A 23502-nucleotide genomic window follows, 5' to 3' on the forward strand; every position below is an offset into this window, starting at 1 on the left:
TCGAGTTTATGCTGCAGTTTTCGCGGTGAGCTTGACCATTAATTTTGAATAACCGCGAACAAAATTCGACTGCACAATTTCAGGTTCAGCAACCACCTCTAAACGGTCAAAACGTTTTAAAATTTCTTCCCACAAAATGCGTAGTTGCATCTCAGCTAAACGATTACCCATGCAACGATGAACGCCAAAGCCAAAGGACAAATGATTACGTGCATCTTTACGATCAATCATAAATTGCTCAGGATGTTCAATGGCACGTTCATCAAAATTACCTGAGGCATACCACATCACCACTTTGTCACCTTTACGAATAAACTGACCATTCAGCATGACATCCTGTTTTGCAACGCGGCGCATATACGCCAATGGGGTCTGCCAACGGATGATTTCGGACACCATATTCGGAATCAAGCTTGGATTTTCTTTGAGTTTGGCAAATTGTTCAGGAAATTGATGCAATGCCAATACGCCACCGCTCATTGAATTACGGGTAGTGTCATTGCCACCGACAATCAGGAGTGCCAAATTGCCTAAATATTCCATGGGACGTTTAATCAGATCACGTGTCGCATCGCTGCTTTGCATTAATGTGATGAGGTCAAAACTTGGTGTTTCGCCTGCAGCTAAACGTACGGCTTTATCATGCCAAAGCGCCACAAAGTGTTTGGCCATATCCGCCACACCGACAAAAGATTCATCTAAGTCTTTATCGCCCCCTGTACTTTGCGGTGATGATGAAAAGAGATCTGACCAATACACCAGTTTTAAACGGTCTTCGTAAGGGAAATCGAGCAGGGTCGCCAACATACGCGCAGTCAGTTCAATCGAAACAGTGTGTACCCAATCAAATGGTTGTCCAATCGGTAAGCTGTCGAGGACTTCTGCAGTGCGTGTACGAATCAAGGATTCCATTTCTTTCAGATTTTTAGGTGCAACCACACCTTGAACCGCTTGACGACGTTCATCATGTTTCGGTGGGTCCATGGCAATAAAGGTTTCCACATCAATCGGTGCAGTCCCAATTAAAATCAGTGGCTCTGCTGAAAACAGTTCATGGTTTTTATCGACAAAGACAATATCTTTATAACGGGTCACCGACCAAAATGGCCCAAATGGGCTATTGGCTTGATAATGCACCGGACATTCATCACGCAGTCGTTTGGAATAGGCATGCCATTGGTGCTGTCTAAATAAGAATGGATGACTTAAATCGATATCTTGGATCGCAACGGTAGATACGTCGGGAATCGGTTGTTCTACAAATTCTGGGAAATATTCCTTTTGTGTGACAAAGCGTTTGGTGCGTTTAAACAGATGTACACCTTTAACTTGCATATCCATTGGGATCCATGGCGAGAGTCGATTAGATGCTTCGTTTTTGACTTTATTCAATAGGCTTTCGAATTGGGTCATTGTTGATGTCCTATTTTTATTATTGCATTTATGATCAGTTTTAGATGTGTCTATCAATGTAATGGATTACATTTGATATTCAGGAAGTTGCACACGCATACCGTTCATGTCTTCAGACACCTGTACTTGGCATGCCAAACGTGAATTGCTGGTTTTTTCAGGACTTAAATCGAGCATTTGCAACTCATTTGCAGGCGCCGGGCCGACCGCTGCGATCCACTTGCTGTCTAAAATCACATGACAGGTGCCACAGGCACACTCACCACCACAATCGCCATCAATACTTGGAATGCCGTGATCAATGGCAATCTGCATCAGTGACTTACCGACCTCTAAGTCAGCCGAATGTTCTGTTCCATCGTGCTCAACAAATGTAATCGTTCCCATTTCTGTTCTCCTTCACAGGGGATGAATATGCTATTCATCGGTTTTTATTTGGATCACGATAATCTAATGCTATAAAGACGATGTAAGCAGGTCATTTTTTGGCAAGATAGGGTCATTAAAAGACACATTCATCCAATATGACCTGACTTTTATTTGTTTAAACGCGCTGACAGGATGTCGATGTGTACCAAAACCAGAACGCTTTATGGCTCGAGACCAATCCCGATATTGCCAATATTCCATCGAATTATGCACGGCTCATTGGTCGAGAATTGGCACTGAATATTCGAGAACTGCCGCAATTGCTGCAATTTACTCAGCTGAGTCCTGAGCAATTGATGCAGGATGAAACCTTACTGACTGCAAGGCAATTGGTGCAGATTTTACAGAACAGCGTCGCATTGTCTGAACATGCCGATTTTGGCTTACGTTTGGGTCAGCGTTTGACACCAACCACACATGGTGCCATGGGATTCTTGGTCAACAGTAGCCCAAATTTATTGATGGCATTGAAAGCGTTTCAGGAATTTATTCCCACTCGCATCAGCTTTGCACGTTTAAATCTTGAATACACCGAATATGTAGTCCATCTATCCCTATATTTTGATTTTCAACTGTCCGAACAGGTGCATCGTCTATTGGCTGAAACCTGTGCTGTGATTTTATTTGAATGTGCTGAATTTATTGTTGGACGCCCCCTCCATGACGCTGAAATCTGTTTTGCCCATGCAGAACCCGACTATCACCAAGCCTATGCGCAGTATTTATCGGGCGCTTATTCTTTTTCAGCAGCTGAAATTAAAGCCACCTTCCCTTTGAGTCTATGTCACATTCCGAATGCGTCGGCCAATCAAGACAGTTATTTACTCGCGATGCAACAATGCGAAAGCATGCTACAGCAGCTCAAACCGAGCAAGCAAAGCTATGTATATCTGATAAAAAAAATGATGCTGTCGAGTTCACTACATGAACTGAGTGAAGACCAAATTGCAGCGGCATTGTTTATGAGTAAACGGACATTGGCACGTCAACTTGCTGCAGATGGCACAAGCTTTAGGGAGATTCGAGATGCCATTTTGTCGGAGCAAGCACGTCGTTATTTAACAGACAGTACTTTATCTGTCGATGCGATTGCCACTCTATTGAACTATCATGACAGCTCTAACTTTAGACGCGCATTTAAGCGTTGGTTTGGCGTTACACCGAGTCAATATCGTAATCAACATAGTTAAACTTTGGGTAAAGTTCATTGCATAAGCAGGTGAAATATTTTTTATCATTCAAAATTGACCTGATTGAAGATTAATTTTTTTCTGTATTCATGACCATCCCTGATCGGACGGCTAAACATCATGTCGTTCGAATAAGACCTTTAAATCAGCCATTTGTTATAATTTGGATATACAATGAATGGCAAAATTAAATGGATCATTTGCAGAAGTTACAGATATATGTGCGTGTGGTTGAAACCCAAAGCTTTACTCACACTGCGGAGACATTGGGTGTGCATCGTCCGCTGATTTCCAAAGCCATTAAACAGCTTGAACATGAATTGGGTGTCCGATTACTCAATAGAACCACCCGTAAAGTCAGCATGACTTTAGAAGGTGAAGCCTTCTATCAAAAAGCATTGCAACTCCTTAAAGATTTCGATGCTATTTTTAATAGCTTTCAACCAAATCTACAGACGCAAAATATATCGGGTAAACTGCGCATCAACGTACCCATCACCATTGCCAAAGCCATTCTGATTCCTCATTTGGCAGAGTTTAAACAACAATATCCAAATATCGAGTTGATTCTAGAATCCTCTGATTCCTTAGTGGATCTCATTGATCAAGGTGTCGATTTTGCAATTCGACTCGGCTACTTAGATGACTCAACCCTCATTGCAAAATCGCTTGGACAAGTTGAAATGATCACTTGTGCTGCCCCTTCTTATTTAAAAAAACATGGCACGCCGCATAGCTTAGATGACCTAAAACACCATCAAGCTGTCAATTATTTTAGCGGTAAACAACGTAAGGTTATGAATTGGCAATTTATTGTGAATCAAAAACTTGAAGAATATAAATTGGATTCAAGTATTTTAGTCAATGATTCAGAATCATTTTTAAGTGCAGCCTTACATGGTTTGGGCTTAATTCAAGGGGTTGGTCATGCAATAAAGCCCTATCTAAAGAACGGACAATTGGTTGAAGTGTTATCCAATTATCAAAATATGCCGAAGCCTATTTCTTTGCTCTACACTCACCGTGAACATTTACCTGCACGTATGCACGTCTTTATCGATTGGATTGAAAGGCTATTTGCAAAAGATTGTGATAAAAAATAGAACTAATCTATAAATAACCCGAATCGCGAATAAGAAATTGACTGGAAAAATAAGAGGATTAGAGCCATCAGTTGAGTTACCACACCAAACTCACAACTCTAGTCCTGATGTTCAATAGTACCGAATTATTCTGCGTAATTGATGATTTTTTTCTTAAATTTGAAGCAACTTATTGGGAGTTTCTCAAACAAAACCGTGGTTCCTTAAGAATCAGAACTGCTCAACTTACAATTTCAGAAATCTGCTTTATTGCCATTTGGTACAAATGCTCTCATTTCAATAATTTCAAAGCCTTTTTCACCTGGTTAAAAGAAGATAAAAGCCATTTATTTAAGTACTTGCCTTGCTATCAAAGGATGATTCATCTGATCAATATGCATGAATTAGCTCTACACGCTTTACATGTGGCACTGATGAAAGGCCAAGGTACACAATATTTATGGATTGATTCAACAACTCTGCCAGTTTGTAAAAATCAACGTATTCAGCGTCATAAATCATTAGTCCAAATTGCATCACGTGGTAGAAGCTCAATGGGCTGGTTTTATGGCTGTAAATTACATATTGCGATGAATCAATTTGGTGAAATTGCCTGTTCTGCTTTATCAAATGGACATGTTGCTGACATAAAAATGGTTGAGCAATTGGTTGCTGGTATAGAAGCAAAACTTTACGGGGATCGAGGTTACATCAGCCAAGAATTAAAAATTAGATTGAAAGATCAAGGTATTGATTTGATTACTTATCATCGGAAGAATATGCAGGCTATTCAACTCTGTACATCAGATGAATATCACCTAAGACAACGCAATAAGATAGAAACATTATTCAGTTTATTGAAGGGGCAATACAATTTAGTGACGAGTAAAGCACGTAGTACTCATGGATTTCTCAGCGGAATTTATGTTCGCTATGTGCATATCAATTAGCTCATCAAAATAAGCCAACGATTCAGATTATGGAATCATCGGCTTAAGCAGGATTCGGGTTAGATATTAAAACTAAAATAAATAGCTATCAATTTAAAAAATACTGTAAAATCAATATATTACATATTTTTAGTCAAAATTCCGCGGCTTGCTTTATCTAGCTAAAGCAAGCCGCCAACTTTATGATCTTAATCCAATCAGCAAAACAGAATGGACTGGATCCGTATATCTATTTAAGTGATGTGCTGAAAAGACTGCCAACGGAGAAAATGAGCTAGATTGAAGAGCTGTTACCATATCACGGGAAGTTCGCCCTAAATTGAAATTAAGCAAGGGCTTCACCGGACGCTTATCCAGAAAATGAATTTTTACCTATTGCTGAATCTGCAATTTCAGAATAAATTTTTTTTTGAATAACTCAAATGGCCGAGTAACAGGATTGGTTAAAATATGATTATATCTTCATCGAATCAGTGATTTTTTGACAAAAAACACCTAATAGGCTGGTATGGGCCCCTATCTAATCCTTACGATTTATTCAAATCGTGATCAATATTTATCAGGTAACCCAGTCCTCAGTAAAACCACTTTTTTACAGACTTTTATTCGACTGATTTGTTATGCTGTCAGATGATTTATTACCATCATAAGTAATCTGAAACCATGGACAGTAATAATAAAAAACCTAAACATTCAATTGTCTGGCTCGATCAGCCAGAAGCACATGATTATCCTGCTGCGAGGTCTTATTTATGTTTGCTGTTGCATCCTTCACAGGTTGAAAAACTGGTGAGCCAGTTTCAAGCCGAAACAGTAACTCAGTTTAAAGCCAAAGATATTTTTCGTGCAGCACAGCTTCCACTACTCGATGAACACAATTTTCATGTGGCCCGTGATTTGAGCAAAATTGAGCAGAACAAAGCACTTTCACCTTTATTGTTGGTACGTGATTTAGGACGACGTCATTTAATTATCGCGGATGGTTATCACAGACTTTGTGCGGTGTATCTGCATGATGAAGATGCCCTAATTCCTTGCCAGATTATTTCACTGACTATGCAAGATTTGGCAAATGTATGACCGCTGCTAAAAAATTCCCGTTTTTTGATGTGATTGCGGGTTTATCTATCGCAGGTTTGCTGCTGCCTGAAGCAGTCGCATATTCCAATATGGTCGGGTTGCCACCACAAAGTGGTTTGGTGGCGTTGGTACTGGGCTTAGTACTTTATGGTCTGATCGGGAATAGTCGTCTTGCAATTGTGTCTTCGACATCATCTTCTGCCGCAGTCATGAGTTCAGGTTTGGCAACCATAGTGATGTTTTCTTCACCAGAACGGGCAAGTCTGGCATATGCACTGGTATTTCTGTCGGGCATTTTACTGGTGATCGCAGGGTTGTTTAAGCTTGGAGATGTGACGCATTTTATTGCCAAACCTGTGCTGAAAGGCTTTTCTTTTGGTCTGGCACTCAGCATTGTAGTAAAACAGCTTCCTTTAATATTACAGGTACATCCCGAACATAGGGATTTTTTCCGTCAGTTGTGGGAAATGTTACAGGCTTATTCAAGCTGGAACTGGCCTGCTTTGATTATGGGACTCTGTACCTTTTTCACTTTGCAATTCACCCAGCGCTATAAAACTATTCCAGTGGCTTTGTTGCTGATTATTTTAGGGATTAGTTTCAATGTGATGGGATATACCCAAGCATGGGGAATCCGTTCTGTTGGACATTTTGAGTTTGTTCTACCGAGTGTTAACTTACCTCATTTGAATATGAATAGCTGGTTGCAACTGGTAGAACTTTCACTGGCCGTTGCACTAATTATTTATGCCGAATCTTATACTTCAATTCGTACCTCTGCCCTAAAATACAATGATTCAATCCAGCCAAACCGTGACCTGATTGCATTGGGCGTGAGTAATATCTGCTCAGGATTGTTTAAGGGAATGGCAGTTGGTGCAGGCTATTCCGCGACTTCAGCCAATGAATCTGCAGGAGCAAGAAGCAAAAAATCAGCCTGGGTAGCAGCACTGGCCGTGGTGATTTTTTTGCTGTTTTTTCGCCAGTATATTGCCAATATTCCTGAACCCGTTTTGGCCAGTATTGTGATGTATGCGGTCAGTGGGCATATTCGTTTTGCACCATTTAAACAGTATTTTATTTGGCATAAAGATCGCTTGCTGTCGATTGTTGCAATTTGGGCGGTGATTATTTTTGGTGTGCTCAATGGTTTATTGATTGCAGTAATGGTGAGCATTTTAATGTTATTGAAAAGCTATTCTGTCCCTCGAATTGCATGGCTTGGACGTCTGAATGGTGGACATGATTATGTTGACATCAACCGTTTTCCTGAAGCTGTAGCATCTCATGCTATTTTAATTGCACGACCTGATCATCCCCTGTTTTTTGCCAATGCAGAAAAAATCTGTCATACGATTTTACAGAAAGTTTCCGGGCAAAATTATAAACACTTGATTTTGAATCTTGAAGAATGTCCAAGCCTTGATAGTACCAGTATTGAAGAGTTGTTATTGTTGGCTGAGCATTTGCAAGAGAAAGGGATTGACCTGAAGTTGGCACGAGTACGTCGTTCAGTCGCACAAACCTTATTGTATGTGAATAGTCCATTATTTCCTGGCTCTAGTTATGACGCACAAAGTGTCGATGATGCCGTAAGCCAGTTAGAAAGTAGCATTTCGACTGCGACTTGATCAGAGGGAATTTGTTAAGTCTTCCTCAATAGAGGGTTTAACCCCCACTAAGTTCATGACTTAATCTAGTCCGAGAACATGCCTGCGAAATATAAGGATGAATCAGTGTTTTTATCAGGCAAAAGTGAAGCACTGATAATCAAAATCGTGTAACGCAATAGGGGAAGTGCTGACAGTACCTATAAGAATGCCTACTTATATAGGTAGATATACTTATCTACAGAACCAGGTTGATTGAATATTTTTATGGTAAAAATTGAATTAAATAAATATAACCGTCAATAATAGCTTTGAAATTCATGTAGCGAGAAAGCAGATGAGGCCCATGAGCGTCTGGTTAAACTAGGGGATAACGAGTAGTGCAGCGAAGAACCGTACAGTTTGAACACTTTTAGTGCAGCGAAGAACCGTACAGTTTGAACACTTTTAGTGAGCATTCTCCTTGAGCTCAAGGAGAATGCTCACTAAAAGTACAAGTACATTGGTACCTGCTAAAAATGAAGTTTTTTTGCTTCACGTGACAAATCAGCTTTGCATATTGATTAAATCGCTATACAGCAACATGTGATTATAAGAACTTATGATAAACAGCAATAATAAAGTGGTCACTCCCCGTCGCTCTTATCGCTTGGCACTCTAGATGACACATCTGATTTATTATTTCTCAAATCACTTTCAATACGACCATCCACCAGATTAATGGTTCGATCACAGGTTGCTGACAGGCGCGGATCATGGGTGACCAGCAGCACAGCACAATCGTGTTCGTAATGTACTTTACGAAATAGTTCAAACATTTCTGCAGCTGTCTTAGTATCAAGATTGCCTGTAGGTTCATCCGCTAACAGTAACGCGGGTTGAGTGATCAGCGCCCGGGCAATCGCCACCCGCTGTTGCTGACCACCCGAGAGTTCATTGGGTTTACGGTCGGCAAACTTTTCCAAACCCACCGCAGCAAGCAATTCACGCGCTCGCTGTAGTGCAAGCTTATCGGGTTTGCCCTGAGTCAGCATCAACGGCATGAGCACGTTATTTAAGGCGGTAAAGGCCTGGATAAGGTAGTGAAACTGAAAGACAAACCCGATACTGTTGCCACGTAACGTAGTGCGTCCGGCATCATCCATACTACTCGTCGCATGACCCAGTAAATAAAGCTCACCGCTGCTGGGTTTATCCAGCAAGCCCAGAATATTCAACAAGGTACTTTTACCCGAACCAGACGGACCAATCAACGCAGCAAAATCCTTGCGCTCAATACACAGATCAATCCCATGTAATATTTCCACCTCATTGGGCTGACCAATATTATAAGATTTACGCAGTGCTTCCAGACGTAACACTTCCTGAGACTGATCAGACATGACGAATCGCCTCCACTGGATCGAGTGCGGCTGCCCGGCGCGATGGTACAGCTGCAGCCAGCACGCCAGTCAGTGTAGCAAGTAACACTGCCAGCATCACCAGCTCTGTAGACACAGGAATATAAAATAAACCTGGACCAAAAGTATTAAATACCCATACCAACACATAACTGGCAGCACTACCTAGAACCGAACCCAGCAAGCCAAATATTGCACCCTGAAATAAGAAAATTCGTAAGATTTGTGATTGGGTCGCACCTGTCGCACGCATAATGCCAATTTCCCGGGTTCGCTGCACCACACTGACCGACATGACGCTGGCGATCCCAAAGGCCACAGAAATCGCCACAAAGACAATAATCATATTGGTCGACAGGCTTTGCGCTGTAATTGCATTCATAAGCTGGGCATTGGTTTCAATCCAGCTTTCGGCTTTTAATGAGGTCAAGCGTCCTATCTGTGCAGCAATGTTATCTGCCTCAAAAATATCTGCGATGGTCAGGTCAATCACCGTGACTCCCCCAGGCAAACTGAGTAGCGATTGTGCCTGTTTTAAGTCCAGATAGACGTAACGCGCATCCAGTTCGCGTACCCCCAGTTCAAATATCCCGGAGATATTGACCACGGCACTGTTCTCCTGACCGGTATCTAATCGTAACTTACTCCCGACTTGTACTCCCAGATCTTTGGCTAACTGGCTGCCAATCAGTACCTCGTCAGCACCCACTCGTAACTGACCACTCTGCAAATATTCTTTCAGCGGGATGATCTGTTGGTAACGTTCTAGATTGATACCTACCAATGCGACCGATTCGACTGCATCACCGCGTTGCACAAAGGCAGGTCCAGACACTACGGGTGAAACAGCAGTCAATATGGGTAAATGATCCAAGGTCTCGGTAATCTGCTGCCAGTTATTGATCGAGCGCAGCCGCTGTGCCCGTTTATCTTCCTGCAGCAACTGTACAGTACCGGCTGCAGGCCGCACAATCTGATTCACCTCATCCGGTGACAGCAAACGAATATGCGCCTGTGTTCCCAAAGTACGTTCGACAATATTCGACTGCAATCCTTGAATTAAAGCGCTAATAAACACAATTACCGCCACACCCACTGCGACGCCCACAGTGATCATGATGGACTGTGCACGGCCCTCGCGCAAAAAACTGATTGCGATCGTCCACTCGGTCCAAAGCCGCCCGAAAAAGTTTTTCAATCGAATTTCACCGGTAATTCATTTTTGCTGTCTGTGTCACCAGCTTGATTATTCAATGGTATTTTTTGCAGTTTTAAGCGTACCCGCGCTCCCTCTTTTAATGAGGATTCGGCATCGGCAAGTACATGATCACCCTTACTCAAACCTGAAACCACTTCCGACATGGCTAAGCCACGTAAACCTAAGGTAACTTGCTGATGCTGTATTTTTCCATAACGCACCAACAGCACTACTGCCTTATTTCCCTTTATACTGCTTAAAGCATCATTAGGGATGGTCAATGCTCGCTCACGTCTGTCAGTTTCGACATTGACCGAGACAGTCATGTCCTGACGCAGAAAGTCGGGTACTGGATCAACCGCTAACCGAACCTCTACCGTACCTCGCTGTGGATCAATACTCGGTGCAATAAAATTGATACGGGCAGGAAAAGATTGATCAGGGTACGAATCGGCAATCACTGCTGCATTTTGCTGCAAGGCAAGCCGTGATAAATTTCTTTCATCAAGCGGCACTCGAATTTCCGTATTGCCATTCAGTGCAATGGTAAATAATGTCCGACCGGGCTGTACCAGATCGCCCGGCTCCACATCGCGTGTCAGCACCGTACCTGCTACTCCAGCACGTATTTTTGTTTTGGCAAGCTGAGCTTGTGTCGCAGCAAGTTGCTCACGAAGCTTAGCTTCCTCGACTTGACCCGGTGCCAATGCTGTCGCCCTTAAACGTACCGCATCAAAGTTGTTGCGGGCCACTCTTTCAGTCTCAACAGCCTTCTCTATTTCTTCAGCCGACAGTATTCCGGCTTCTAAATTACGCCTACGTGCTGCTTCTCGGCTGGCCTGTTCTAGTTGTGCTTTAGCACTAGCTAATTCTGCTGCTGCCTGTGGACGCCTGCTGGTTGCAAGTTCGGTCAGTGCAACTTCAGCCTGCCTCGCCTGAGCAATTAGTTCATCCGATTTCAGAACCAATAACAGGTCACCTGGCGAAACCTGATCACCTTCCTGTACAAGCCGTTCAAGGACCACACCAGTAATTTCACTGCCAACCTGAGCGCGTGATACTGTCGCTACTCGCCCGGTTGCCACCACAGTTTGCACCAGAGGCGTCGACGCAATGGTATAAGCGGGCAATAGCGGTCCCTGCCACCATCGAAACAGAGCAAAACCCGCTGCAAGTATGAGCAATATGATAATAAGCACAGATTTATAGCGAACAACGCGCAATGAGCCTCTCCAGTTCAGTTTAAAAACATCATACTACAATCGGCAGAGCAGCTATATTCATACTCTTTTATACTTTATAAAGACATAAAATTTTCTTGTCAGTTATGCAGAACTTTGATGAAATCTAAATTTCAGCTCTGATTGTTTTAATCTAAATCCAGCATATTCCTGTCTCAGGATAAAAGTCTTCCCTGAAGGATGATTTAGATTATTTGATAGTACATAAGTTCATAAACTTTGAACACCAGTTTTAAATTGAAGCTGTTGTCTACGTGACAGAGTATAAGCAGCTTTCATGCTTCACGCGTGCCTGTCGAAGATTTTGCCATTTCCTATGAATGAACTATGGATATATAAACAGACTCTCCAGTATCATCACCTTTATCATTTTTTAAAAATGAAGGTCCAGAATACGAGTATCATCACTTTGAAATGGTTTCTCAACTTTAATTACTTTTGCACCTAAATCTGCCAATATTTGATTGCCCTATTGCCCTGCCAAAATTCGACTTAAATCAAGAAATCAATAAAAGAAGAATAGGCATTGAGCATGTATTTGGCCGCCTGAAAAACTTCAAGATGCTTGTGGAGCGTTATCGAAATAGAGGCAAAAGACTTGGTTTGAGATTCAATTTAATTGCTGGAATTTACAACATGGAACTGAGTAAGAAATGATTTATAAAATAGGTTTAATAACTTATATTTCATACACTTATTAAGCATATGAAATATAAAAGCTGTAAAATTAACTTCTTCAGATAAGTGCAATTTAAGACAAGGAAATAAAATTGAAACAGGGCTTGGGGATGTTGAAAGAAAAATTTGGCCTAATCAACCTACAGCAAAAATTTATTTCTGGCTATTTGAGCAATCTTTATTAAGACCGGATATCTAAAATTTAAGTTAGATTTTTATTTTCCTCAAGGCGGGTTGCCAACGTTTTTTCAATTGCGTTAATAGTGCTGTGATGTAAACCGTACTCTTTAGCAATTTCACTGAAGCGTGATAATACATCTACAATTTCATGAATATATTGCTGTGCTTGCTTCCAACTTGCAAACCCTGCATGAGCTGCAAGTTTTTGAATTGTTTTAAGTGGTGGTTTTTTTCCATAACCTATAAATGCGGTGGCATGCTCATTAAAAGGATGAGGGCTGAAAGTTACATCATAAAATGGTGCCGGTTGCCACTGACCATTATCTTCTTGTAAAAATGCCCAGTTTTTACTGTGATCATCCTGATTACACGCAAACAAGTTAAACATCGCACGACGAAATTGTAATTGTCCAACGGCTGGTGACTTACATAACTGGCTGCTCGCTTTAATTAAGTCTTGATAGTCTAAACTTGGTGTTCGATAATCCGCATCCAACAGACCACATGCGCTATGCATATGTAGACGACCATGTTTGTTCGATCCACCATTTAAATTATCTATCCAATCAAAGCGTTTAACCGCTAACCAAGCCCGAGCACCACTTTTTACTGGAGCATCTAGCAGTTGCCATTCAGGGGGGGTTAAATTTGCCAGTCCCGCTAAAGTCAAATAAGTAGCTTCACATATCCCCTCTTCATGACCAAGTGCTAAATTTTGTGAGGTGAATTTAACAAGCCATGCTTCATCCCCGAGTTTTGCAGTGGTTCGACATTGATTAGGCTGATTAGGTGGAAAAAATAGCTGAGCTTTAGGACGTGCACCACCTGAACTCCCTGCAGTGACCAGCGCTGCTAGAACATCTTCTGTCTGACCATCAAAAAGAGCCTGAGCTTCTAAGCCTAAAGTCGCTAAATCAACTTCATCAAAAGCTGAGGTTTGATAATCAGATGCTGGAGCAAAGGCTAGCCCCCCATGCCTCTTGAACCTACAAAAGCTAGACGATCCATAGCCGTTATTTGGGCAGGTAAAATACCTTGTTGACGAAAAATACGATCTTGTAAGAGAAGTCCCCAACCATCAGGTAGGCTGTCTGCAAATAAACCATGCAATCCTGCATGTGGTTGCTTGGGTGCCAGTTGTAAAATATTTGAGGTCTGCAGTAAAAAAGGTGAAAGATTGCCAAACCTGCTTAAATACTCTGTGTCATATTGGAAAAATACCCCTTGAGTGTTTTGCGCTAAAACACCGGCTGAAACCAGCTCACCTGTTGTTAATGTCCTGGTAACGCTCAGTTTTTGAATTGGCTTAAAATTCATCTTTTAAAACCTCATCAATTGAAATTGGAAGCATTTCTGTGACTTTAGATTCTTTGGTTAAATCATAAAGACGCTTAAGATCATCTAAGGATTGCCAAAGTAAGAGTAATTGCCGGAATGAGATTTGTCCGCTCAGTTCAAATTTTTTAATTGTAGCCGCAGGCACACTGCTGCGCTCGGCAAGCGCTTCGCGAGATAACTTTGCCTGTTCACGTAATTGGCGTAAATGAACAGAAAAAGCCTGCTGTACATCTATATTATCAAGCAATAAAAATCGAGACATAGGAATTAAACAGACATAATAGTATCTATTATAGACCAATTTTAAGATTATTGGATACTATTGTATCTATTTTATTTGAAAGTATTGAAGAGCAACACCGTGATAAATGAAATGGGTCTTGTTGCATAAACATTTCAAAATTAAAATTCCCTAGACTCGTTTTCTCAAGACCGTATCTGAGTATAGGCTCTGTCTCATTCAGTAACTTTGTTTAATCTAGCAATTATGAGTATTAAGTTCATTCATTTTAAGATCAAAAGCTGTTACCTGATTTTATTTAATAGAACCTAAATAATCGCCCCACCACTGCATCATTTCAATACGCTGGCTAAGATATTCAGCATGATTATAACTTGCACGAGTTTTATTTTTATCTGTATGGGACAATTGAGCTTCAATCCAATTTTGTTGAAACAATCCAGACTCATTTAATATGGTACTAAAGGTAGAACGCAAACCATGTAAGGATAACTCATTTTTACTATAATTCATTTTACGAATTATTGTATTTAATGTATTAAAATGAAGATGTTTGTTTTTATTTCTAGGGCTATAAAATACATATTTTTCACCATGTGACCACTCTAATGCTGATCTTATAATTAGAATAGCCTGATTTGATAAAGGAACCAAAAAATCAGGAACATCATGACCTAAAATGACTTTACGTCTAAACTGTTTGATATGCAAAGCAGGAATTTTCCAAATTTTACTATCTAAATCAAAGTGATGAGGCTCACTCAGCAATAACTCAGCCCCTCGTACTCCGGTGTAAAGCTTAAACCATAATGCTTTTTTAATAATAGGATGAGTATTAACTTCATTTAATCTAAGTATAAAATTTGATATATCTTTTGCCTTTAAATATGGATAATTTTTCTTAATTTTATTATTGACCAATATTTTATGTAAACCATTGGCAATATTATATTCACAATAACCCATTGCTACAGCATAGTCATAGATTTGATTTAAATAACTATACGCTTTTTTAACGGGCTCTTTTACATCCCGATATTCTATTTTCTTTACAACTGTAACTAAATCATATCGTTTCACTTCATTAAATGGGATATCACTTAATTCTGGATATATATCATTATATAAACACTTTTTTGATAACTGAATAACACCACAACGTGGCTCATCTTTAAAAGAGTTTTTTATTTTGAATTCCAACCATTCCTCACAAACATCTTTGAAAGATTTTATTTTTTTGCTATGTATATTTTCCCCCATGTAATTATTTAACTTATATTCATCTCGTGCATATCTTGCATCCTTCAAGGACATGACAGGATATAGACCTAGTTTAACTCTAGGTCGTTTGCTCGATCCTGCTACAGAATACCGATAACTCCATGACTTACGTCCGTTAGGTTCAATCTTCAAGCTTAAGCCATCATCATCGGCTAAGTAGTAAATTTTATCCTTTGATTTGGCTTGGCGTATCTTAAATTCTGTAAGACTCATGAAATTGAATGAAACCACTAACTACACTAGATACTTTCATTATATCAAAATAAAGCTAATTATATGTGATGCGTATGATACGCATCACATAGTTTTATAAATAATTGTTTTTAAATATTTAAAAATAAGTAAATTAAATTTTAGTAACCATGCTAGTTACCATTTTCAAGTAGAAGGAATGTATTAGAGGCTTTGTTGCAGAAATATTTGAAAAGTAATACTCTCATAGCCCCATAGATTTAAAATACAAATCAGGTTTGTAATCTGGTAGCTAATTATTTGAATTTATTGAGACCTGAATAGCCACTAATTTTGTAGACACCTTTTAGTTAGATAAAATGGCTAATTAACGAGGTGCTTATGAGCAGTAAACGATACCCTGAAGAATTCAAAATTGAAGCAGTAAAACAAGTCACTGAGAAAGGTCATAGTGTGGCCGAAGTTGCTGCACGTTTAGGAACCACCACACATAGTTTATATGCCTGGATTAAACGTTATGATCCACAGCAACCCAAGACAACAGAATCTACTGATCCAAGTGCAGAATTGGCAAAGTTAAAAAAAGAGCTGCAAAGGGTCACTGAAGAAAGAGACATATTAAAAAAGGCCGCGGTGTACTTCGCAAGCCAGTCCAAATGAGGTACGCCTTTATTCAGGACAATCAGCACATATGGCCTGTCCGTCGTTTATGTTCAGCTCTGGATGTTCATCACAGTGGTTATTACGCATGGTTAAAGCAACCCACCAGTAAAACTGCGAGGAAACGGCAACAGCTTTCGGGATTAATTAAACAGTTCTGGCTAGAATCTGGCGGAGTCTACGGCTATCGCAAGATTCACTGTGATTTAAAAGATGTTGGTGAAAGTTGCGGGATTAATCGAGTACATCGGCTCATGAAGGCGAATGGTCTCAAATCACAGCGTGGCTATCGTAAACCTAGAGCTCACGCTGGTAATCCAGCTATCGTTGCCGCAAACACTTTAGACCGCCAATTTAATCCAACTTATCCCAACCAAATATGGGTGACAGATATTACCTATATCCGTACTCATGAAGGGTGGCTATATCTCGCAGTTGTGATTGACCTGTTTTCACGTCTTGTTGTTGGCTGGTCGATGAAATCCAGAATCACGACAGACCTGGTTTTAGATGCATTATTGATGGCTTTATGGCGAAGAAACCCAAAGAACAAAGTCCTAATCCATTCTGACCAAGGCAGCCAATACACCAGCCATGAATGGCAGACATTTCTCAAGCATCATAATCTTGAAAGTAGTATGAGTCGTAGAGGGAATTGCCATGACAATGCTGTTGCAGAAAGCTTCTTTCAGCTATTAAAGCGGGAACGAATTAAGAAGAAAATCTATGCATCAAGAACTGAAGCCAGATCGGATATTTTTGAATATATTGAGATGTTCTACAATTCAAAACGCAGACATGGTTCCAATGGTCAGCGTTCTCCATTAGATTATGAAAAAGCCCATCAAAAGATGGTTAGGTGTGTCTAGAATTTTGGTGGCTATTCAGCTTGAAAGTCAGGGTGTACTTTACTATATTTATGTTATAAGTCACCCAAGTGTAAGTAATGCACTTGACTGACAAAGAAGCTCGCCAAATGGTGCGCTTTTTTAATATTGTAGGTGGTATAGTGGGTTACCAACTCAGTAATTTTTCTATGCCAGAATTTTATAAATACCGATACACTAAAATAAGTATATTTGGGTCTTTACCAACACATAAAGTATTTGTGAGCAATACCAGCAATAAGTCAAAGTTAGTTTTTGCCGATAATACTTTTATATATGGCACAATTTCTGATTGGACGTTAGGTAATTCAGATTTTGATTCACGAGCATCAACATGGCTAGAAGAACCCAAGGCTTTTTTAGAATATGAGAGAAGAAAATTGAGCCTTTATAGGGCTTCTTGTCAGTTGTTTAAGACTGAGACGTGTATTGGTTAAGATATTTAATTAATCTAATTGCCGCTGTAAGTGACTATATTTCTAATAAAGTTTGCATTGTTGGTTATGAAAGCATATAAAGCTAACTCGTTGATGCGGGATGGAGCAGTCTGGTAGCTCGTCGGGCTCATAACCCGAAGGTCGTTGGTTCAAATCCAGCTCCCGCTACCAACGAAAAAGATTCAAGTTTATATACCCACTTATCTCAATTTGTGGGTATTTTTTTGGCTCATCGAAAGGTGGGCTTTTTCGACATTGATTGCTCCTATAAATAAAGGATAATAGGGCCTTTAATTTCTGAACTCTTTTTTATGCCCATGATTGATGTTAATAAGTTAAACAATATTTTTAATGAAGTAATAGCAAACAATAAAAAACCTGAAAGATATTAATAGGTTATAAGATTTACGCTGAGTTGATGAACGATCGTAGATTCTTTGAAGAGGTGGTAGGCTCTGCAATGAATCCAGATAAGCGTACGTATAACAAGATTAAAATTAAGGTTACTCAAGATGACTTTCAGCTTGAAGTAAGGTGTTCTGCTTAGGATTTTATATAGCAACGAAAGCTCGCTAAATGGTGGGCTTTTTTGTTTATTGCACTTTGCAATTAGAATTAACGATTAACTACATTTCTTGAATACTACAGGTGCCTAGGGTCATTTATTTTTAATGGTTTGGTGTCGCTAATAGGCAATGAAATGATTCAGGAGATATTCTGCTTTATATATGATGAAGCTTTAAAAGAGTATGAGTCGTCTGAATACCATATAGTTAATAAGTTAAAATTTCTTACCATAGCTTTTCGATTATTTGCTGAGATCAAGGGTGAAGATGCCTATATCGAAATTAGGACCTTGGCTGTAATATTCAACTTTCGATTGGATTCTCGAGCTTTTTGGGTGTGCGAAATACCAGAGATAGAAGAAGAAAAAAAATTATTTATTGAGTATCTATCTATTGAGATGGATAAATTTTAAAGCTCATTGAAAGGTGGGCTTTTTTATTGCTTGTTGAAGAGTAACCATGTTATTAAGGGTGTATTGTTTTTAAACAATAGTTCTAATTCAGCGCAAATGATTAGAAGGAAGCTCACTTAGTAATAGGTGGGCTTTTTTAATGCCTGCAGAAAGCCAATTTGCAGAACATGCCTTCGAGTAAACTCCCTTTATGGGGCTTGACTAGGGTTTGGCACCCCGACCTAAAGAGGATGAAAGCAAGTAACGCAGACCGTGCATGTTAGATTTGTGTGATTTTGAGTAGCGGTAGATCAGTTGCCGAGCTGATTAATATCGAAATACAGGCAGGGTGTGGCAAATCGCGATATCCTTTTTATACGCCATTAGCTCAACTGGATAGAGCATTGCACTTCTATTGCATTGGTTACAAGTTTGAATCCTGTATGGCGTGCCAAGGGCCTTAAGCTTAAGTGATATAAGCGTCCCGCTCATAACGGGGAGATAATCAGTTCAAATCTGATAAGGCCCACCAAATTATAATTAATTGGAATTACATCAAAATCAGATGAGTTGTGAATTAAACGTGATATTTATCAAAATATTACGAAATAAACTGATTGATTGAATAGCAAATACCTAGTAATTTTTTTGTTGGGTTGGAGGAAATTGTGTATCGCCTAACTCGCAAAAACGACCGACACTCGGAAAGACGAGAAGTACTACAAATGCTCACAGAAATGTGAGCATTTTTAAATGCCCTGAGAAATGTTTTTCTGTGTAAGCAATATCAGGGCACCTATGGTGGCTCCCTTTATTCTTAGTAGTTTAAATTGAATGCCGCCTCCATATATAATAACGAAAGCTCGGTCATGGATTGGGCTTCTTATTTACTTATTTCATGCGAATGTTTTTGTGATTTTTTGCCAATGAGCGAAAAATAATTTTATATAAAATGTGCGCCATAGAATCTATCGCTGTAGTTTCTGATTTTTAGTTTTAGCCTCCCACCCTCGGGAGGTATTTTTTTGCCTGAAATTAAGGAGAAATACATGCTCAAACTATTAATGTGTTTATTCGGCCTGCATGGTGCGACCGAAATTGATTACACGATTGATGATGAAGAAATCAAGGTGTGTCGGGATTGCTCGAAAGAAATTAAGTAATAATCAATCAAAAAACATACAATCAATTAGAATAATAATCATGTTTTTTTGTTTTCATAATGTTGAAATAATTTGATTATATATTTAGTTAAAACAAAGTATAACTGCAAAAAATTCTAAAGTTTTAGCGCAAATTAGGCCTGTTTAATTTGGGAGAGTTAAACGGGTTTTTTATTGAAATATATTACTATTTTCCTTTTGTCAATCGTATTACGACACTCAAACCCCGTCATTAATTTGTCGGGGTTTTTCTTTTCTTATTGGTGGTGCTCATGGGTTATATCGTAGTAGCGTTTGTATCGTTCATCATTGGATATGTTTTGTGTTTTAGATGGTTCCAGAAAGACATTGTTGAAGGCAAGCCAATCGTATTTAACAAAGGTGTATATAGCCAATAAAAAGAAGATTGAGTCATGACAGATAAAGTAGAAGTAAGACGGAATATTGAAAGGTACGAAACTGAAATTACCAAATGGCTGGCACTATCACGCGGCTTAATATCACGTGATGAAATGATGCTTGTTGATAAGAAGATCAATCAATTAAAAGAATGGTCGAAGAATTTAAGAAACCTACTTCATGCGTAATGCTAGATGATTTGAAGTTATATTATTAATGTGGGTAGGTATTATAATTATTGGTATATCATGCACTTGGTTTTAATAATTAAGAGTTTGGTAGTATGGGTGTTTGGATTGCCAATAAAGATGAGTATGGCCAGTATCTTTTTAATGAAAGGGTTTGGCCGGACTGGTATAAACCTGAGAATATTGAGGTTGCTACTGTAGAGCATTATCGCAATATAATTAAAGATTCAAATATTACTTATTACTTGTATTCATGCGAAAGGTTGGATCCTAAAGCCTTAGAGGAAATGAAAAGTGATTGGTTAAGTTTTTATGTACCATCATAGTAAGATAATTTATTAAAACCTCCTCCGGGAGGTTTTTTAATGGGTGAAATTTATGACATGTGCATTATGCCAACAGCGCCGTGAATGGATAGAGAAACAATATGAACAATCAAAAGAAAGAATGCGGTTGTGTAACCAAGTAATACCACGATAGTTTCCACTTTAAATGGGCTCTAACAGGTGTACTTCGTATAACGGCACTGTTGCAAATAACCATTGATGATAAGCTAAATCGTTTTTTAGCTAAAGGTTCAGTATATAAATCCCTTCCATGGTCGGCATTTTCAGTGTGAAATCATTCTTTGGTCTGTGCGCTGGTATTGTAAATATGGCATTAGCTATTGTGAACTTCAGGAAATGCTTGCCGAACGTGGTGTGAATGTTAATCACACTACGATTTATCATTGGGTTCAACGTTATGCTCCTGAAATAGAAAAATGCTTACGCTGGTATTGGCGTAATCCTACAGATCTGAGCGCATGGCATATTGATGAAACTTATGTAAAAGTAAATGGACGATGGGCTTATCTGTATCGTGCAGTCGATCAACGTGGCTATACCATTGATTTTTACCTTTCTTCTAGACGTAATACCAAAAATGTGATCATGGCAAGCTAAAGCGGATCATCAGGGCCACGTTAGGATTTAAATCTATGAATACGGCTTATGCCACAATTAAAGGTATTGAAGTCATGCGTGCACTGCATCAAGAACAAGCTTCGTCATTTTATTATGGTCAGCCTCAGGGTGAAGTATATCTAATCAACAGGGTTTTCGGTCTTTAATCACTTTTTAAAGGCAACATCATCGACTCAGATCCGTATTTGCAACAGTGCCTGTGAAACTGCATTGTTCAGTAAGTTCGATTCGGATTATTGGACAGAAAAAGAGTACAACGAGTTTAAGATTTTTCTTGCATCAAATCCTGAAGCTGGTGATGTAGAACCCCATTCAGGAGGAATATGTAAAGTCCGTTGGGGATCTGGTAAAACAGGTAAAAGTGGTGGTGTTAGAGTAATTTATTACAATCGTTTAGCTAATGGACAAATATGGTTACTGACCATTTATGGCAAGACTGCAATAGATCAGCTCGACAAAAAAGTACTGCGTGTATTAGGGGAGAAACTAAATGAATCGCTCAAATGATATTGAAAATCGTGATGCTCAACGAGATATTGGCGCTGAATTGCTTATGGCAGTAGATGAAATGCTTGGAAATACGCCAGTAAGAACGCACAGCATCACTCAAACAGATGTAGCTTTAGCTCGCCAAAAATCAGAATTAAGTCAGCGTCAATTTGCATTTACGTTAGGAGTATCTGTCCGTACATTAGAAATGTTGGGAACAAGGTGTATGTAAGCCATCCAAAGCAGCACAATCTTTAATTAAGTTATTTATTAAAGATCCATTTTGAACCGTACCGGGTTTGTCGGAGACAGTTTATTTAAGTTAGGCTACCTGACCTAACGGATTAATTTTATCATAGTACATTGCTTCAAAATCAAAAGGTGACACATAACCTAGCGCACTATGTACACGTTCTTTATTGAACCAATCTACCCAGTTTAGTGTCGCAAGTTGTACATCTGCTAAACCTTGCCAATCTGCTTTTAAATATTCAATCACCTCTGTTTTGTATAAGCCATTCACCGTTTCAGCCAAAGCATTATCGTATGAGTCACCCGTTGTACCGACTGAAGCTCGTAAATTTGCTGCTTCTAAACGATTGGTATAGCGAATGGAAAGATACTGTACGCCTCTGTCACTATGATGAATCACGTTCTTTGGCATGCCTCGATCATGCAATGCTTGCTCCAATGCATCCAGGACCATGTCTGTATTCATACGTGTTGATACTTTCCATCCAACAATTACTCGTGAGAAGACATCAATAATAAAGGCGGTATAGACCCAACCTGAATTGGTTTGAATATACGTGAAGTCAGCGACCCACAGGTGGTCAGGTTGATCAGCACTAAAATTGCGTTTCACTAAATCATCTGCTCGTTTTTGATCATCTCTGCTACGGGTCGTTTGTTTATTCTTACCTCGCCAAACACCTTGTATACCTAGCTTTTGCATCAATCGAGCAACTGTACAGCGCGCAATAATATAGCCTTCACGTTTCAGTTTTTGCCAAACTTTACGTACACCATATCGACCTGAACTTTCCTTCCAAATTCGTTTAATTTGTTCAGCATGATGCAAGTCATGTAAATCTCGTTTCGCTCGATGTTCTGGATTGTCCGCGAGATCTAAAGTCCGGTAATAGGTCGAAGGGGCGATCGGTAAAATCCTACAAATCGCATCAACACCGTATAACGCTTTATTGTTATGGATAAAATCCACCATTATTTGTGTGGGCGGTCGAGCTCCGCCTGAGCGAAAAAAGCGGCTGCTTTGCGTAGAATTTCATTGGCTCGCTGCAGTTCTTTATTTTCGCGTTCAAGTTGTTTAATGCGTTCTTGGTCTGAAAGCTGCTGTACTTTGATTGGATTCTGTTGATTCAAATGCTTCTGATGCCAGGAACGTAGTGTTTCAGGCGTACAGCCAATCTTGGGAGCAATTGCTGTGATTGCAGCCCAAGTAGAAGGATAATCTTTTTCGGATTCAATCAATAATTGAACCGCTCTATCTCTGATTTCAGGAGTATATTTTGGTTTTTTCATCGGGACATTCTCTCAAGAAAAGTGGTCTCCGACAAACCCGGTACGGTTCATTCCATTTTTTGTTAGAGAAGCTCTAAGATAATTGAATTTTATTGATATAAATTGGGATAATAGCCCGCATTTTTGTGTTATTCCCAAGTAGAAATGTCCTACCTAATAACCAAATAGAAATGTCCTATATGGACATTTCCAAGTCAAGCACAGGATTCAGATTTCGTTGTTGAATTGCTGTTTTCTGTGCACGTCTGCTTGGCATCTTTTGAGAACGATTGCGTTTGTTTTGTTGTTCCAGTTCTTCATGCTGTTGTTGG

Annotated in this window: 20 protein-coding genes, 3 tRNA genes, 7 pseudogenes and 1 other annotated feature; of the genes and pseudogenes, 19 read left to right on the forward strand and 11 right to left on the reverse strand. The window is 39.5% G+C overall.

Annotated features, from left to right (window positions below; genetic code table 11):
- Positions 1–6: 6 nt before the first annotated feature.
- Together E0409_RS09350 and E0409_RS09355 are read right to left on the reverse strand one after the other, a co-directional pair.
- A complete protein-coding gene (locus E0409_RS09350; protein ID WP_131290025.1) occupies positions 7–1413 on the reverse strand; it encodes a cytochrome P450 in 1407 nt (468 codons plus the stop codon).
- Positions 1414–1479: 66 nt separating this feature from the next.
- The gene (locus tag E0409_RS09355; RefSeq protein ID WP_131290028.1) at positions 1480–1800 is read right to left on the reverse strand and encodes a 2Fe-2S iron-sulfur cluster-binding protein; all 321 of its coding nucleotides are present in this window, start codon (positions 1798–1800) and stop codon (positions 1480–1482) included.
- A 182-nt stretch (positions 1801–1982) separates the two neighbouring features.
- On the opposite strand from E0409_RS09355, the gene cypR reads away from it, so the two are divergent.
- From cypR to E0409_RS09385, 6 genes and pseudogenes are all read left to right on the forward strand, one after another.
- The gene (cypR, locus tag E0409_RS09360) at positions 1983–3032 is read left to right on the forward strand and encodes a transcriptional regulator CypR (RefSeq protein ID WP_131290031.1); all 1050 of its coding nucleotides are present in this window, start codon (positions 1983–1985) and stop codon (positions 3030–3032) included.
- Between the two features lie 191 nt (positions 3033–3223).
- Positions 3224–4135, forward strand: a complete 912-nt coding sequence (locus E0409_RS09365) for a LysR family transcriptional regulator (RefSeq protein WP_131290034.1) — start codon at positions 3224–3226, stop codon at positions 4133–4135.
- A 107-nt stretch (positions 4136–4242) separates the two neighbouring features.
- Positions 4243–5111, forward strand: a pseudogene (locus E0409_RS09370) (IS982 family transposase).
- 117 nt (positions 5112–5228) lie between these two features.
- A pseudogene (locus tag E0409_RS09375) lies at positions 5229–5342 on the forward strand (transposase domain-containing protein); the annotation flags it as partial.
- 385 nt (positions 5343–5727) lie between these two features.
- Positions 5728–6144 (forward strand): hypothetical protein, encoded by a 417-nt coding sequence (locus tag E0409_RS09380; protein ID WP_131290037.1) that lies wholly within the window; start codon positions 5728–5730, stop codon positions 6142–6144.
- Entirely contained in the window at positions 6141–7775 is a 1635-nt protein-coding gene (locus tag E0409_RS09385) for a SulP family inorganic anion transporter (RefSeq protein ID WP_131290040.1), read from the forward strand. Before E0409_RS09380 ends, E0409_RS09385 begins: the two co-directional genes overlap by 4 nt.
- Positions 7776–8380: 605 nt before the next feature.
- Here E0409_RS09385 and E0409_RS09390 read toward each other — a convergent pair.
- The 4 genes and pseudogenes from E0409_RS09390 to E0409_RS09405 all read right to left on the reverse strand — a co-directional run.
- Positions 8381–9136 carry an ABC transporter ATP-binding protein gene (locus E0409_RS09390; protein WP_067723160.1) on the reverse strand — a complete coding sequence of 252 codons (756 nt, stop codon included), beginning with the start codon at positions 9134–9136 and terminating at the stop codon, positions 8381–8383.
- Positions 9129–10352: an ABC transporter permease gene (locus tag E0409_RS09395; RefSeq protein WP_067723161.1), complete on the reverse strand. Its 1224-nt coding sequence runs from the start codon at positions 10350–10352 to the stop codon at positions 9129–9131. Before E0409_RS09395 ends, E0409_RS09390 begins: the two co-directional genes overlap by 8 nt.
- Entirely contained in the window at positions 10349–11575 is a 1227-nt protein-coding gene (locus tag E0409_RS09400) for an efflux RND transporter periplasmic adaptor subunit (protein WP_131290043.1), read from the reverse strand. The genes E0409_RS09395 and E0409_RS09400 overlap by 4 nt, the downstream gene beginning before the upstream one ends.
- A 353-nt stretch (positions 11576–11928) precedes the next feature.
- Positions 11929–12080, reverse strand: a pseudogene (locus E0409_RS09405) (CoA transferase); the annotation flags it as partial.
- A gap of 41 nt (positions 12081–12121) precedes the next feature.
- On the opposite strand from E0409_RS09405, the pseudogene E0409_RS16740 reads away from it, so the two are divergent.
- Positions 12122–12250 (forward strand): annotated as a pseudogene (locus E0409_RS16740) (IS5/IS1182 family transposase); the annotation flags it as partial.
- Positions 12251–12473: 223 nt separating this feature from the next.
- Here E0409_RS16740 and E0409_RS09410 read toward each other — a convergent pair.
- The 4 genes from E0409_RS09410 to E0409_RS09420 form a co-directional block, all read right to left on the reverse strand.
- Positions 12474–13526: a type II toxin-antitoxin system HipA family toxin gene (locus E0409_RS09410; RefSeq protein ID WP_252151801.1), complete on the reverse strand. Its 1053-nt coding sequence runs from the start codon at positions 13524–13526 to the stop codon at positions 12474–12476.
- Positions 13415–13768, reverse strand: coding sequence for a HipA N-terminal domain-containing protein (locus tag E0409_RS16745; protein WP_252151802.1), 354 nt, complete (start codon positions 13766–13768; stop codon positions 13415–13417). Before E0409_RS16745 ends, E0409_RS09410 begins: the two co-directional genes overlap by 112 nt.
- Positions 13758–14051, reverse strand: coding sequence for a helix-turn-helix domain-containing protein (locus E0409_RS09415; RefSeq protein ID WP_131290045.1), 294 nt, complete (start codon positions 14049–14051; stop codon positions 13758–13760). The genes E0409_RS16745 and E0409_RS09415 overlap by 11 nt, the downstream gene beginning before the upstream one ends.
- 273 nt (positions 14052–14324) lie before the next feature.
- Positions 14325–15524 carry a tyrosine-type recombinase/integrase gene (locus tag E0409_RS09420; protein ID WP_131290048.1) on the reverse strand — a complete coding sequence of 400 codons (1200 nt, stop codon included), beginning with the start codon at positions 15522–15524 and terminating at the stop codon, positions 14325–14327.
- A 360-nt stretch (positions 15525–15884) separates the two neighbouring features.
- Here E0409_RS09420 and E0409_RS09425 point away from each other — a divergent pair.
- From E0409_RS09425 to E0409_RS09470, 12 genes and pseudogenes are all read left to right on the forward strand, one after another.
- A protein-coding gene (locus tag E0409_RS09425) for an IS3 family transposase (protein WP_131290053.1) occupies positions 15885–17032 on the forward strand; the annotation gives its coding sequence in 2 pieces (ribosomal slippage) (positions 15885–16131 and positions 16131–17032; 1149 coding nt in all).
- 83 nt (positions 17033–17115) lie between these two features.
- Complete coding sequence (locus E0409_RS09430) at positions 17116–17487, forward strand: hypothetical protein (protein WP_252151803.1); 372 nt, start codon at positions 17116–17118, stop codon at positions 17485–17487.
- Positions 17488–17581: 94 nt separating this feature from the next.
- Positions 17582–17658, forward strand: a tRNA-Met gene (locus E0409_RS09435).
- A gap of 140 nt (positions 17659–17798) precedes the next feature.
- A pseudogene (locus E0409_RS16750) lies at positions 17799–18034 on the forward strand (hypothetical protein).
- A 788-nt stretch (positions 18035–18822) separates the two neighbouring features.
- A tRNA-Arg gene (locus tag E0409_RS09445) sits at positions 18823–18899 on the forward strand.
- A 1-nt stretch (position 18900) separates the two neighbouring features.
- Positions 18901–18977, forward strand: a tRNA-Ile gene (locus E0409_RS09450).
- 903 nt (positions 18978–19880) lie between these two features.
- The gene (locus E0409_RS16920; RefSeq protein ID WP_286364053.1) at positions 19881–20006 is read left to right on the forward strand and encodes a hypothetical protein; all 126 of its coding nucleotides are present in this window, start codon (positions 19881–19883) and stop codon (positions 20004–20006) included.
- Positions 20007–20021: 15 nt separating this feature from the next.
- The gene (locus tag E0409_RS16490; protein ID WP_165541321.1) at positions 20022–20195 is read left to right on the forward strand and encodes a hypothetical protein; all 174 of its coding nucleotides are present in this window, start codon (positions 20022–20024) and stop codon (positions 20193–20195) included.
- Positions 20196–20290: 95 nt separating this feature from the next.
- Positions 20291–20521, forward strand: a complete 231-nt coding sequence (locus tag E0409_RS09455) for a hypothetical protein (protein WP_131290056.1) — start codon at positions 20291–20293, stop codon at positions 20519–20521.
- Positions 20522–20779: 258 nt separating this feature from the next.
- A pseudogene (locus tag E0409_RS09460) lies at positions 20780–21306 on the forward strand (IS6 family transposase).
- Positions 21307–21370: 64 nt separating this feature from the next.
- On the forward strand, positions 21371–21667 hold the full coding sequence (locus E0409_RS09465) for a transcriptional regulator (protein ID WP_252151804.1): 297 nt from the start codon (positions 21371–21373) through the stop codon (positions 21665–21667).
- A pseudogene (locus tag E0409_RS09470) lies at positions 21651–21936 on the forward strand (helix-turn-helix domain-containing protein). The gene E0409_RS09465 and the pseudogene E0409_RS09470 overlap by 17 nt, the downstream one beginning before the upstream one ends.
- A 35-nt stretch (positions 21937–21971) precedes the next feature.
- Here the strand turns inward: E0409_RS09470 and E0409_RS09475 are convergent.
- Positions 21972–23191 (reverse strand): IS3 family transposase gene (locus tag E0409_RS09475; protein ID WP_131290064.1). Its coding sequence is split into 2 segments (ribosomal slippage): positions 21972–22915 and positions 22915–23191, totalling 1221 coding nucleotides; the frame shifts between segments, so codons are not numbered across the junction.
- Positions 22800–22916: a sequence feature (AL1L pseudoknot), on the reverse strand. It overlaps the preceding gene by 117 nt.
- Positions 23192–23502: the final 311 nt, after the last annotated feature.

Source organism: Acinetobacter sp. ANC 4862 (genome assembly GCF_004336635.1).
Classification (GTDB): Bacteria; Pseudomonadota; Gammaproteobacteria; order Pseudomonadales; family Moraxellaceae; genus Acinetobacter.

Bases quoted from the DNA above. Each gene is read 5' to 3' on its own strand.
- E0409_RS09355 (WP_131290028.1), bottom strand. From the start codon at position 1,800: ATGGGAACGATTACATTTGTTGAGCACGATGGAACAGAACATTCGGCT.
- E0409_RS09390 (WP_067723160.1), bottom strand. From the start codon at position 9,136: ATGTCTGATCAGTCTCAGGAAGTGTTACGTCTGGAAGCACTGCGTAAA.
- E0409_RS09380 (WP_131290037.1), top strand. From the start codon at position 5,728: ATGGACAGTAATAATAAAAAACCTAAACATTCAATTGTCTGGCTCGAT.
- E0409_RS09365 (WP_131290034.1), top strand. From the start codon at position 3,224: ATGGATCATTTGCAGAAGTTACAGATATATGTGCGTGTGGTTGAAACC.
- E0409_RS09455 (WP_131290056.1), top strand. From the start codon at position 20,291: ATGGGTGTTTGGATTGCCAATAAAGATGAGTATGGCCAGTATCTTTTT.
- E0409_RS09350 (WP_131290025.1), bottom strand. From the start codon at position 1,413: ATGACCCAATTCGAAAGCCTATTGAATAAAGTCAAAAACGAAGCATCT.
- E0409_RS16745 (WP_252151802.1), bottom strand. From the start codon at position 13,768: ATGAATTTTAAGCCAATTCAAAAACTGAGCGTTACCAGGACATTAACA.
- E0409_RS16490 (WP_165541321.1), top strand. From the start codon at position 20,022: ATGACAGATAAAGTAGAAGTAAGACGGAATATTGAAAGGTACGAAACT.
- E0409_RS16920 (WP_286364053.1), top strand. From the start codon at position 19,881: ATGGGTTATATCGTAGTAGCGTTTGTATCGTTCATCATTGGATATGTT.
- E0409_RS09415 (WP_131290045.1), bottom strand. From the start codon at position 14,051: ATGTCTCGATTTTTATTGCTTGATAATATAGATGTACAGCAGGCTTTT.
- E0409_RS09420 (WP_131290048.1), bottom strand. From the start codon at position 15,524: ATGAGTCTTACAGAATTTAAGATACGCCAAGCCAAATCAAAGGATAAA.
- E0409_RS09385 (WP_131290040.1), top strand. From the start codon at position 6,141: ATGACCGCTGCTAAAAAATTCCCGTTTTTTGATGTGATTGCGGGTTTA.